The 12,775-nt window shown below is 64.1% G+C and carries 6 protein-coding genes; 5 read left to right on the forward strand and 1 reads right to left on the reverse strand.

Going from position 1 to position 12,775, the window contains the following annotated elements:
- The first annotated feature begins 22 nt into the window (after positions 1 to 22).
- Positions 23 to 4,291 carry a DEAD/DEAH box helicase gene (locus ACK1U9_RS18425; protein WP_153671573.1) on the forward strand — a complete coding sequence of 1,423 codons (4,269 nt, stop codon included), beginning with the start codon at positions 23 to 25 and terminating at the stop codon, positions 4,289 to 4,291.
- A 277-nt stretch (positions 4,292 to 4,568) separates the two neighbouring features.
- Positions 4,569 to 6,188 carry an FMN-binding glutamate synthase family protein gene (locus ACK1U9_RS18430; protein ID WP_153671574.1) on the forward strand — a complete coding sequence of 540 codons (1,620 nt, stop codon included), beginning with the start codon at positions 4,569 to 4,571 and terminating at the stop codon, positions 6,186 to 6,188.
- 123 nt (positions 6,189 to 6,311) lie between these two features.
- On the opposite strand, the gene ACK1U9_RS18435 is transcribed toward ACK1U9_RS18430, so the two are convergent.
- Complete coding sequence (locus ACK1U9_RS18435; RefSeq protein ID WP_153671575.1) at positions 6,312 to 7,730, reverse strand: amino acid permease; 1,419 nt, start codon at positions 7,728 to 7,730, stop codon at positions 6,312 to 6,314.
- 472 nt (positions 7,731 to 8,202) lie between these two features.
- On the opposite strand from ACK1U9_RS18435, the gene ACK1U9_RS18440 reads away from it, so the two are divergent.
- The 3 genes from ACK1U9_RS18440 (at position 8,203) to ACK1U9_RS18450 (ending at position 12,741) form a co-directional block, all read left to right on the forward strand.
- Positions 8,203 to 11,352 carry a transglycosylase domain-containing protein gene (locus ACK1U9_RS18440; RefSeq protein ID WP_046614771.1) on the forward strand — a complete coding sequence of 1,050 codons (3,150 nt, stop codon included), beginning with the start codon at positions 8,203 to 8,205 and terminating at the stop codon, positions 11,350 to 11,352.
- Positions 11,353 to 11,441: 89 nt separating this feature from the next.
- Positions 11,442 to 11,987 (forward strand): PadR family transcriptional regulator, encoded by a 546-nt coding sequence (locus ACK1U9_RS18445; RefSeq protein ID WP_046614772.1) that lies wholly within the window; start codon positions 11,442 to 11,444, stop codon positions 11,985 to 11,987.
- The gene (locus tag ACK1U9_RS18450) at positions 11,980 to 12,741 is read left to right on the forward strand and encodes a siderophore-interacting protein (protein ID WP_046614773.1); all 762 of its coding nucleotides are present in this window, start codon (positions 11,980 to 11,982) and stop codon (positions 12,739 to 12,741) included. Before ACK1U9_RS18445 ends, ACK1U9_RS18450 begins: the two co-directional genes overlap by 8 nt.
- Positions 12,742 to 12,775 lie beyond the last annotated feature (34 nt).

Genomic DNA, 12,775 nt, shown 5'->3' on the forward strand with positions numbered 1-12,775 from the left:
CCACACCCTCCATAACCAACACATGAACCTGCCCGCCAAACACCACCCGGTGCTCGAGCTGTTCCACCCCGCCGTGAGCACCTGGTTCCGTCGCCACTTCGCCACGGTGACCAATGCCCAGGCCCAGGCCTGGCCGTTGATCCATGCGGGCCAGTCGATGCTGCTGGCCGCGCCGACCGGCTCGGGCAAGACCCTCAGTGCGTTCCTGGCCGTGCTCGACGAACTGTTCCGCCAAGGCCTGGAGCGCCACGGCGAGCTACCAGCGCAAACCCAGGTGGTCTACGTGTCGCCACTCAAGGCGCTGTCCAACGATATCCGCCTGAACCTGCAAGCCCCGCTCGAAGGCATCAGCCAAGCCCTCGCGGACCAAGGCCTGAATGCCCCGCGCATCACCACCGCCGTACGCAGCGGCGACACCCCTCAGAAGGAGCGTGCCGCCATGCGCAAGCTGGCGCCGCACATCCTGGTGACCACCCCCGAATCGCTCTACGTGCTGATGGGCTCGGCTTCTGGCCGTGAAGGCCTGGCCAGCGTGCATACTGTAATCGTCGACGAAATCCATGCCTTGGCCGGCAACAAGCGCGGCGCTCATCTGGCACTGACCCTGGAGCGCCTGCAGGCCTTGTGCAACCGGCCGTTGCGGCGCATCGGCCTATCGGCCACGCAACGCCCGGTCGAGCGGGTGGCACAGTTCCTGGTCGGCAACGGCCGCCCCTGTGCAATCGTCGATGTCGGCCATGCTCGGCAGCGCGACCTGGCCATCGAGGTGCCGCCAGTGCCGCTGGGGGCAGTGATGGCCACCGATGTCTGGGGCCTGGTCTATGACCGCCTGGCCACCCTGGCGCGCGAACACCGCACCACCCTGGTGTTCGTCAACACCCGGCGACTGGCCGAGCGCATCACCCGCCACCTCAGCGACCGCCTGGGCAAGGAGGCGGTTGCCGCGCACCACGGCAGCCTGGCCAAGGAGCTACGCCTGGATGCCGAACAACGCCTGAAGAATGGCCAGCTGCAGGTGCTGGTGGCCACTGCTTCGCTGGAACTGGGCATCGATATCGGCGACATCGACCTGGTCTGCCAGATCGCTTCGCCAGGTTCGATCGCGGCCTTGCTGCAGCGGGTTGGCCGCGCCGGACACCAGGTCGATGGCGTGCCCAAGGGGCGCTTGTTCCCGACCTCGCGCGATGACCTCATCGAATGCGTGGCCCTGCTCGACTGCATACGCCGGGGCGAACTGGACGAACTGCACATTCCCCGGGCGCCGCTGGATGTGCTGGCCCAGCAGATCGTCGCCGAAGCCAGCAACCAGCCCTGGCACGAACAGGCCCTGTTCGACTGCCTGCGCCAGGCCACGCCATACGCCGAACTCGACCAGCAACATTACCAGGCCCTGCTGCGCATGCTCGCCGAGGGCTACAACGGCCGCCAGGGCGTGCGCAGTGCCTACCTGCACCGCGATGCGGTGAGCGGCACACTGCGTGGCCGACGCGGCAGCCAGCTGACCGCCCTGACCAGCGGCGGCACCATTCCCGACAACGCCGACTACGCCGTGCTGCTCGAACCGCAGGCGCTGAACATTGGCACCGTCAACGAAGACTTTGCCGTCGAGAGCATCGCCGGCGATATCTTCCAGCTGGGCAATGCCTCCTATCGCATCCTGCGGGTCGAGCCGGGCCGGGTGCGGGTGGAGGATGCCCAGGGCCTGCCACCTACCATCCCGTTCTGGCTGGGCGAGGCCCCGGGGCGCAGCGATGAGCTGTCTGCCGCAGTGGCCCGACTGCAGGCGCAGATCGACCAACAGCTGGCTGACAACAACCAGGCCGAGGTGCTGGCATGGTTGCAGGCTACCTTCGAACTGGGCGAAGACGCCGCTGGCCAGCTGCTCGACTACCTGGCCCGCACCCGCGAAGTGCTCGGCGCCCTGCCCTCGCAGGACATGCTGGTGATGGAGCGTTTCTTCGATGAGTCCGGTGGTACCCAGTTGATCATCCATTCGCCTTACGGCAGCCGCATCAACCGCGCCTGGGGCCTGGCCCTGCGCAAGCGCTTCTGTCGCACCTTCAACTTCGAGCTGCAGGCGGCTGCCAGCGAAGACGCCATCGTGCTGTCGCTGTCTTCCAGTCACAGTTTCGAACTGGACGACGTGTGGCGTTACCTGAATAGCCGCAGCGCCGAGCCGATTCTTGTCCAGGCGCTGCTCGATGCCCCGCTGTTCGGGGTGCGCTGGCGCTGGAACGCCAGCGTGACCATGGCCCTGCCGCGCTTTGTCGGCGGTCGCAAGGTGGCGCCACAGATCCAGCGGATGAAGAGTGAAGACCTGATTGCCGCCGTGTTCCCCGACCAGATCGCCTGCCTGGAGAACATCGTCGGCGAGCGGCAGATTCCCGATCATCCGCTGGTCGAGCAAACACTCGACGACTGCCTGCACGAGGCGATGGACAGCGAAGGCTGGCTGGCGCTGTTGCGGCGTATGGAAAGCGGCACGGTGCGCCTGCTGTGTCGCGACCTGCCCGCTCCTTCGCCGCTGGCGGCAGCCATCCTCAATGCACGGCCCTATGCCTTCCTGGATGACGCGCCGCTGGAAGAACGGCGCACTCAGGCGGTGCTCAGCCGGCGCTGGAGCGAAGTGCAGAGCGGCGACGACCTGGGCGCGCTGGATGCCGATGCCATTGCCGCCGTCGCAGCCGAGGCATGGCCGCAACCGGGCAATGCCGATGAGATGCATGAAGCGTTGATGGGCCTGGGGGCCATCAGTCAGGACGAAGTGCAGGGCAATGCCAGCTGGGAGCTGCTGCTCAGGCAGTTGGCCAAGGCCGGCCGGGCCTTGCGCCTGGTGGATGAAAAACTGTGGCTGGCGCGTGAGCGGTTGAACCTGCTGCAGGTGCTGTATCCCGGCTCCAGGCTTGAGCCTGCGTTGCAGGTACTGCCAGGCTTCGATCAGGCCATCGAGCCGGACATTGCGCTGGTCGAACTGCTCCGAGCCCGCCTGAGCGGCCATGGCCCGCTGACCCGTGCGCAGATTGCGGCAGCACTTGGCAAACCGCTGCCGGCCATCGAACAGGCACTGGCCCACCTGGAGGCCGAAGGCTATGTGCTGCGTGGGTATTTCAGCCCCGGCGCAAGCGAATTGCAGTGGTGCGAGCGCCATTTGCTGGCGCGCATCCACCGCTACACGGTAAAACGCCTGCGCCGGGAGATCGAGCCGGTCAGCCTGCAAGACTTCATGCGTTTTCTGTTCGACTGGCAGCACCTGGCTGATGACACGCGCCTTCGCGGCCCGCAAGCCGTGACCGAGGTACTTGGCCAGTTGCAAGGGTTCCCGAGTGCAGCCGGAGCCTGGGAGGCCGAATTGCTGCCGGCACGTATCAAGGACTACAGCCCACACTGGCTCGACGATGCCTGCCGCAGCGGGCAGTTCGCCTGGAGCCGGCTGGCGGCAACCGTGTCGAGCAACACCTTGTCGAGCACACCGCTGGTACTGCTGCCGCGCGAGCATCTTGGGTTGTGGCGCAGCCTTGCCCCCCTGCCAGCACTTGATAGCCTCGGTAAACGGGCGCAACGCGTCCACGAGGTGCTGAACACACATGGCGCGCTGTTCTTCGACGAGCTGGCACACGACGCCCACCTGCTGCCCAGCGAACTGGAGACGGCGTTACAGGAGCTGGTAGGCGCAGGCCTGGTGGGGGCCGACAGCTTCACCGGCCTGCGCAGCCTGATCACCCCGGCGGCGAAACGCACAGCGCGCAACAGCCGGCGCGGCCACCCGCCGCTGTCCAGCAGCATGTCCCAGGCCGGGCGCTGGGCCTTGCTACGCAGGGGCGCTGTAGACGACAGCCAGCGCCTGGAGCACATCGCCCGGGCCCTGCTTCGGCGCTATGGCGTGGTTTGCTGGCGCCTGCTGGAGCGCGAAAGCGATGTGCTGCCGCCCTGGCGCGAACTGCTGCGCTGCTATCACCGGCTGGAAGCACGTGGCGAGATTCGTGGCGGGCGTTTCATTGCCGGGCTGGCCGGCGAACAGTTCGCCTTGACGGAGGCGGTGGGGCTGCTGCGGCAGGTACGACGCCGTGAATTGGACGGGGCACTGGTGGTGGCAAGTGCCAGTGACCCGCTGAATCTGGTCGGGTCGTTGCTGCCAGGTGCGAAAGTGCCGGCGGTCAGTGGCAACCGCCTGTTGTATCGCGATGGAGTGCCAGTGGCGGTGCGGGTGGCCGGGCACTATTCGTACCTGGTCGAAGCGCCGGCACAAGAGCAGGAATGCTGGCGGCAGAAGCTGCTGCGCGACTCTATCTGAATCCCATTGATGCTGATTACAGGCATGCACAGCACCTGTAGGAGCAGCCCTGTGCTGCGAAGAAGCCATTATTGACGAAGACAATGTGTTTCCCTACTGGCCTCTTCGCGGCACAAGGCTGCTCCTACAAAAGCCCGTCTTGGCCTGAACACTATTGCCAGGCTTGGCGAGAATGATTTTCGCTACCCCGATTTTAATTTGCACAGCCGTGCAACTTGGCTATGTTCGGGGTTTGCCCCAGGCCCTGAGCCTGACCGCGCCATCGCAAGGATCCTGTATGAGCCTGTCACTTCTCAGCCGCTATGCCTTCTTCGCCGCCTGTGTGCTGTTCACCCTGGCGACCCTGCCTTTCATCCACCACGAATGGTTGTGGCCGTTCACCCTGAGCACCGCCATCCTCAGCCTGATCGGCCTGTTCGACCTGTTGCAGCAACGCCACGCGGTACGCCGCAACTACCCGATTCTGGGCAATATCCGCTATCTGGTCGAGGCCATTCGCCCGGAAATCCGCCAGTACCTGCTGGAGGCTGACAGCGACGCCCTGCCGTTCTCCCGCGCCCAGCGCTCGCTGGTGTACGCACGGGCGAAGAACGAAGCCTCGGACAAACCTTTCGGCACCCTGATCGACGTGTACGAGTCCGGCTTCGAATTCATCGGCCACTCCATGCGCCCGGCGCCCTTGGCCGACCCGGCAAGCTTCCGGGTCATCGTCGGCGGGCCTCAGTGCAGCCAGCCGTACTCGGCATCGATCTTCAACATATCGGCGATGAGCTTTGGCTCGCTCAGCGCCAACGCCATCCGCGCCCTCAACCAGGGCGCCAAGCTGGGCAATTTCCACCATGACACTGGCGAAGGCAGCATCAGCCCCTATCACCGCGAGCATGGTGGCGACCTGGTCTGGGAACTGGGCAGTGGCTACTTCGGGTGCCGCACGCCGGACGGGCGTTTCGACCCCGAACGCTTCGCCGCCCAGGCGCGCAGCCCGCAGGTGCGTATGATCGAGATCAAGATGAGCCAGGGCGCCAAGCCCGGCCACGGCGGCATCCTGCCCAAGCACAAGGTAACCCGGGAAATTGCCGAAACCCGAGGCGTGCTGATGGGCGAAGACTGCATATCACCGTCGCGCCACAGCGCCTTCTCCACCCCCATCGAGATGATGCGGTTCATTGCCCGACTGCGCGAGCTGTCTGGCGGCAAACCGGTAGGCTTCAAGTTCTGCCTGGGCCACCCATGGGAGTTCATGGGCATCGCCAAGGCCATGCTGGAAACCGGCATCCTGCCGGACTTCATCGTCGTCGACGGCAAGGAGGGTGGCACCGGCGCGGCGCCGGTGGAGTTCACCGACCACATTGGTGTACCGCTGCGCGAAGGGCTGCTGTTCGTGCACAACACCCTGGTCGGCCTGAACCTGCGCGACAAGATCAAGCTGGGCGCCAGCGGAAAGATCGTCAGCGCTTTCGACATTGCCAGCGTGCTGGCCATTGGCGCCGATTGGGCCAACTCGGCGCGCGGTTTCATGTTCGCCATCGGCTGCATCCAGTCGCAAAGCTGCCACACCAACAAGTGCCCGACCGGTGTCGCCACGCAAGACCCACTGCGCCAGCGCGCGCTGGTGGTGCCGGACAAAGCCCAGCGGGTGCTGAACTTCCATCACAATACCCTGCGCGCCCTGGCCGAAATGCTTGCGGCAGCAGGCCTGGAGCACCCGGCGCAGCTGGAGGCCAAGCACCTGGTACGGCGCATTTCAGCCACCGAGATCAAGCTGTTCTCACAGATGCATGTGTTCTTGAAGCCGGGTGAACTGCTGACTGGCGAGGTGAACGGGCAGTTCTATTCGCGCATGTGGCAATTGGCACGGGCCGACAGCTTCGAGCCGCACAGCGAGGTGGCGGCCTGATTGAACCTGGGGCTGCTACGCAGCCCATCGCGACACAAGGCCGCTCCCACAGGAGTACGCTATTTCTTGTGGGAGCGGCCTTGTGTCGCGAAAGGGCCGCAAAGCGGCCCCAGCCATTTCAGATCAGGAAGCAGTATTGGCTACACCCTGCGCGTCTTTCGGCGCCAGGCGGAACGCGTAGTACAGCACCGTCAGCAGCACCAGGAACGCCGGGCCGATGTACAGCGCCACGCGGGTATCCTCGAAGTACGCCATCAGGCCGACCACCAGCACCAGGAAGGCCAGCGCCAGGTACGAGCTCAGCGGCCACAGCCACATGCGGTATTTCAGTGCCTTGCGTTCAGTGACGCTGAGGCCTGCGCGGAACTTCAGCTGCGCCAGCAGGATCATCACCCAGGTCCAGATCGCGCCAAAGGTAGCGATCGAAGTCACCCAGACGAAGACCTTTTCCGGCACCAGGTAGTTGGCCAGCACGCCCAGCAGCAGCGCGCCGATCGACAGCAGCAGCGCGTTGCGCGGCACGCCGTTCTTCGACGTACGGGCGAAGGCCGCCGGGGCCTGGCCGTTCTGCGCCAGGCTGTAGAGCATGCGCCCGGTGCTGAAGATGCCGCCGTTGCACGACGACAGCGCTGCAGTGATGACCACGAAGTTGATGATGCCGGCGGCGGTCTTGATGCCCAGGCGCTCGAAGGTCATGACGAACGGGCTGCCCTGGCTGCCGATTTCGTTCCACGGGTAAATCGACAGGATCACGAACAGCGCACCGACATAGAACAGCAGGATGCGCCAGAATACCGAGCCGATGGCCTGTGGAATGGTCTTTTGCGGGTTGCGTGCTTCACCGGCGGTCAGGCCGATCATTTCCACGCCCAGGTAGGCGAACATCACCATCTGCAGCGACATCAGCACGCCGGTCACGCCATTGGGCATGAAGCCGCCGTTGCTCCACAGGTTGGAGATACCTACTGCCACGCCGTCATTGCCGAAGCCAAAGGCAATGATGCCGATGCCGCCAAGGACCATGGCGATGATGGTGACAATCTTGATCAGGGCGAACCAGAATTCGAATTCACCAAAGGCCTTGACGGCCACCAGGTTGACCGCACCCATGCTGCCCAGCGCCGCCAGGGCCCAGATCCAGCGCGGTACGTCGGGGAACCAGATGCCCATGTAGATGGCCACTGCGGTGATTTCGGCAACGCATGTCACCAGCCACAGGAACCAGTAGTTCCAGCCGGTAAGGAAGCCCGCCAGCGGGCCGAGATAGTCCTGGGCATAACGACTGAACGAACCGGCGACAGGGTTGTGCACGGCCATTTCGCCAAGGGCGCGCATGATCACCAGAATGGCCAGGCCGCCGATGATGTAGGACAGCATGATGGCGGGGCCGGCCATTTCGATGGCCTTGGCCGAGCCGAGGAAAAGACCGACACCGATACAGGCGCCCAGCGCCATCAGGCGGATGTGCCGTTCGCCCAGTTCGCGCTTGAGCGGGCCGCCCTCGGTGGCCTGGCCGTGGGCAGGGTGGTTGCCGACTGGCATAGCAATACAACCTCATTTTGTTATTGGATTTGACCTTCGTGCAGCACCGGCCAGGCCGATAGGCATGGCGTTGGCTTGCCGAGCTGGCCTTGTGGGCCGGCCCGTGTGCCGGAATAGAGCGCCCGGCAAGGCGAAGGGGGCGAGCAGTATAGGAAGACCGTTGCAGGGTTTTTCGCTGTATAAACAGGAAAATTCAGCAAGATCTCTGGGGCCGCTTCGCCCCATTCGCAGCACAAGGCTGCTCCTACAAAGGATACGCATTCCCCTGTAGAAGCAGCCTTGTGCTGCGAATGGGGCGCAAGCGGCCCCAAAATCGCCCGGCCACCATAGCAACATCGCCGTATGAAGAAACCCACACCAAAGCCGCATAGCCCTACGCCACTTTCCCGCCTCTTACAAATTTTTCACCTGACCCGCTCAACGTCTAAGCTTCAGACAAGCAAGACGAAAATACCTGGCCGGATAGAAGACTATGGGCGCACTGTGGCAATCGGAACCAAGCAGAACGGAAGCACCCGAGATACCTCCGGCCGAGACGCCACAACCCAAATCCCCCCGTCAGCGTCGGCTATGGTGGCGGCTGATCATCCTCATCCTGCTGGTGGCGCTGGTGGCCATCGGCTTCGCTGCGTATGACGAATTCCGCACCTCCAACCTGCAGTCGCGGGAATTCAGCAAGCTGGCCAGCACCCTCACCTATTCGCTGCAACCAGGCCCCAGCGATGCCATCGTGTACCCCGGCGAAGGGCCGTTCGATAAACGCCTGGGCTACAGCGCCCTGGGCGAATTCCTGCCGCGCCTGCTAAAGCGCGACTACCTGATCAGCGAGCAGGTGAGGTTCTCGCCGGCGTTGATGAACTACGTCGACCATGGGCTGTTCGCCCCCTATATCGAGAAAATCCAGGCTGGCCTGTCGATCACCGACTGCCGCGGCGACATGCTGTACCAGTACAATTACCCGCAACACCTGTACCCGGACTTTGCGGCGATCCCGCCGGTGATCGTCAACAGCCTGCTGTTCATCGAGAACCGCGACCTGCTCGACACCAAGGACCCACGCAACAACCCGGCCGTGGACTGGCCACGCTTCGCCAAGGCCGCCTACAGCCAGGTGGCCAAGTACCTGGCCCTGCCCGGCCAGTCCGCTGGCGGCAGTACCTTGGCCACGCAGCTGGAAAAGTACCGCCATTCACCAGACGGCCTGACCGTTTCCGGCGCCGAGAAGATCCGCCAGATGATTTCCGCCAGCGTGCGTGCCTACCAGGGTGGCCCTGACACCACGGAGGCACGCCAGCGCATCGTGCGGGACTACCTCAACAGCGTGCCGCTGTCGGCAGTGCCTGGGCATGGCGAAGTACATGGCATGGCCGAGGGGCTGCGGGTGTGGTACGGCGCCGACTTCGACCAGGTCAACCAGGCCCTGAACTCCACCGCCAGCGACCCCGAGAGCATGGCCGCACGCGGCCTGGCCCTGCGCCAGGTGCTGTCGCTGATGATTGCCCAGCGCCGGCCATCGCACTATCTGTCCAAAGGGCGGCTCGAACTGGCCGAACTGACCGACGCGCACATCCGCGTGCTGGCCGCCAACAAGATCATCGAGCAGCCACTGGCCGACGCTGCACTGGCCAGCAAGGCGGTATACCGCGACTGGGTGGCGCAACCGACCATCGTGCCGATCGTCACCAACAAGGGCATCAGCCTGGCACGCAACCGCCTGGCGGCCATGCTCAACCGCCCCCTGTACGACCTCGACCGGCTCGACGTTTCGGCCACCAGTACCCTGCAGTCCGACCTGCAGCTGCAGGTCAGCCAATACCTGAAAAACCTTGCCGACCCAGAATTTGCAGCGCAGATCGGCCTGATCGGCGAACGCCTGCTCACCGCCAAGACCACCGATCAGGTGAGCTACAGCTTCACCCTGTTCGAGCGCACCGCCGACGGCTCGCGGGTGCGGGTGCAGACCGACAGCACCGATCAGCCCTTCGACATCAACGAGGGCAGCAAGCTGGAGCTGGGCTCCACCGCCAAGTTGCGGGTGCTCACCACCTACCTGGAGATCATCGCCGAGCTGCACGACAAGTACGCCGGCAAGCCTGCCGCCGAATTGAAGAAAGTCGAAGTCGCCGAACTTGACCGTATCAGCCAGTGGTCGCTGGAATGGCTGGCGCAGAACAGCAAGAACCAGAGCCTGGACGCGATGCTCGATGCGGCGCTGGAACGCAAGTATTCGGCCAACACCGGCGAAGCCTTCTTCACCGGCGGCGGCATGCATGTGTTCAACAACTTCCGCAAGGAAGACAACAGCCGCAATCCAACCCTCAAGGATGCATTGCGCGAGTCGATCAACCTTCCGTTCATCCGCCTGATGCGCGACCTGGTGCGCTACGTGACCTACCAGCAGCCGTACAACCGCGTGCCGCTGCTCAAGGACGACTCCGACCCGCGCCGCCAGGAATACCTGGCCCGTTTCGCCGACAAGGAAGGCACCAACTACCTGATGCGCTTCTGGAAGAAATACCAGCGCAAGACCTCGCAGCAGCGCCTGGACACCTTCCTCGACAGCATGCGCGTGACCCCACAACGGTTGGCGGCCGTGCACCGCTACCTGTTCCCCGAGGCTGGCCAGGAAACTTTCAACGCCTTCGTCCGCGCCCACCTCAAGGGTGACAAGATCGTCCTGGGCAAACTGACCGATGGCCGCCTGTCGGAGATGTACGACGCCTATGGCCCTGGCAAGTACGACCTGCCCGACCAAGGCTATATCGCCAAGGTCCACCCGCTGGACCTTTGGCTGCTGGGTTACCTGCTTAAGAACCCCGGTTCAACCTTGACCGAAATGGTCAATGCCAGCCGCTTCGAGCGCCAGGAGGTTTACGGCTGGCTGTTCAAGAGCCGCCATCAGGGCGCCCGTGACAGCCGCATTCGCACCATGGTCGAGATCGAAGCGTTCCTCGACATTCACCAGCGCTGGAAGCGCGTGGGGTATCCATTCGACCACCTGGTACCCTCGCTGGCCACCGCCATCGGCAGCTCGGGCGACCGCCCCGCCGCCCTCTCCGAACTGGTCGGCATCATCCAGAACGACGGCGTGCGCCTGCCGACCTTGCGGATCGACACCCTGCACTTCGCGGCCAATACGCCTTACGAGACCAAGCTGATCACCGACCCGGACCGGGGTGTGCGAATTCTGCCGGTCGAAGTGGCGCGCGCCCTCAAAGGCGCCATGTCGCAGGTGGTGGATGCCGGCACCGCGCGGCGTATTTCCGGCAGTTTCAAACTGCAGGACGGCACGCCACTGGTGATGGGTGGCAAGACCGGTACCGGTGACAACCGAATCGAAAGCTTTGGTGCCGGCGGCCGGCTGATCGGCTCACGCTCGCTGAACCGTACCGCCACCTTCGTGTTCTTCCTGGGCGACAACCACTTCGGCACCTTGACTGCGTTCGTGCCGGGGCGCTCTGCGGAGGCCTTCAAGTTCACCTCGGCGCTGCCAGTGCAGGTACTCAAGGGCATGGCTCCGATTCTCATGCCGTACCTGCAACCGGGCAATCCGAACGAGTGCAAGCCGCCGCAGGTGGCCATGCACACAGCCACGCCGCAAGAGGACACATCGAACAACTAGATGATAATCATCTGCAATTGAGGGCTTGTCTTCAGATATATCTTGAGTAATATCTTACGATATATCGCAAACGACGGAGCCCTGCCCCCATGCGCGAACATACCCCCCATGACCCCTTCGAGCGGCGCCCAGGTCGTGGCGAACGCGGCCCTCGCGTCTTCGCACCCGGCGACCTCAAGCTGCTGATGCTGGCTCTGCTCGCCGAGCAGCCAGGCCACGGCTACGACCTGATCCGACAGATCGAAAACCTGTTCGACGGCAGCTACAGCCCAAGCCCCGGGGTGATATACCCCACCCTCAACTTCCTGGAAGAGGCCGAGCTCATAAGCGGCCAGGTGCAGGGCAGCAAACGCCTCTATGCCATTACCGAAGCCGGCCGCACCGCCCTGGCCGAACAGGCCGTAGCACTGGACGGCGTGCGCATGCGCATCGAAGTCAGCAAGCGCGCCCTGCGTGGCCACGACCGCCCACCAGAGATTCATGAAGCGGTCGGTAACCTGCGCCACGCGCTGCACATGCACAGTGGCCGCTGGACACCGGAAGAAATCGAGCGGGTCCGCGACCTGCTCAACCACACCGCAAAGGCCATCGCCTCCGGGCCGGCCGAACCTGTCAGGGAGACACCCCATGAGTGACACCATTCACCGCGTGAACCACGAAATCCGCCAACGCCGCCTGCAGGTGCTGCGGGTCACCGAACTGACCCCACGCATGCGCCGCATCACCCTCGGGGGAGCCGAGCTGCAGGGCTTCACCAGCGTGGGCAGCGACGACCACATCAAACTGCTGTTCGCCGAAACGCCGGAGCAACAGCAGGCCATCGAGGCTCGTAACCTGGGTCGAGAAGGTGGTGCGCGGCCTACCATGCGCGAATACACGCCACGGCGCATCGATCTGGTGGCCAATGAGCTGGATATCGACTTCGTGCTGCACGGCGATGGCCCTGCATCCACCTGGGCCGCCCAGGCGGCCCCCGGGCAAACCCTGGACATCGCCGGGCCGCGGGCTTCGATGGTGGTGCCGGACATCTTCGACAGCTACCTGCTGATCGGCGACGAAACCGCCATCCCGGCCATTGGCCGCCGCCTGGAGGAGTTGCCAGCGGGCCGCCAGGTACTGGCGGTTATCCAGATCGAAGACGAGCAGGAACGCCAGCCACTGCCAAGCAAGGCGCAGGTGGAGGTGATCTGGGTACGTCGCCAACAGGATGACTTGCTGGCGCTGGTGAAGAACCTGACCTTGCCGCAAGGCCGGTTGTTTGGCTGGGTGGCCCTGGAAAAAGCCCTGACACGGCAGGCCAAGGCACTGTTGCTGGAGAAAGGTTTGCCTGAGGATGCGCTCAAGGCTGTGGCCTACTGGCGTGCCGACGGGACTGCGGACGACGAGTGATTGATTATTGCTGCCCCGGCCCTGTCGCCGGGGG

The sequence above is a fragment of the Pseudomonas sp. XP1 genome (assembly GCF_053557675.1).

Bases quoted from the DNA above. Each gene is read 5' to 3' on its own strand.
- ACK1U9_RS18430 (WP_153671574.1), top strand. From the start codon at position 4,569: ATGAGCCTGTCACTTCTCAGCCGCTATGCCTTCTTCGCCGCCTGTGTG.
- ACK1U9_RS18425 (WP_153671573.1), top strand. From the start codon at position 23: ATGAACCTGCCCGCCAAACACCACCCGGTGCTCGAGCTGTTCCACCCC.
- ACK1U9_RS18440 (WP_046614771.1), top strand. From the start codon at position 8,203: ATGGGCGCACTGTGGCAATCGGAACCAAGCAGAACGGAAGCACCCGAG.
- ACK1U9_RS18435 (WP_153671575.1), bottom strand. From the start codon at position 7,730: ATGCCAGTCGGCAACCACCCTGCCCACGGCCAGGCCACCGAGGGCGGC.
- ACK1U9_RS18445 (WP_046614772.1), top strand. From the start codon at position 11,442: ATGCGCGAACATACCCCCCATGACCCCTTCGAGCGGCGCCCAGGTCGT.
- ACK1U9_RS18450 (WP_046614773.1), top strand. From the start codon at position 11,980: ATGAGTGACACCATTCACCGCGTGAACCACGAAATCCGCCAACGCCGC.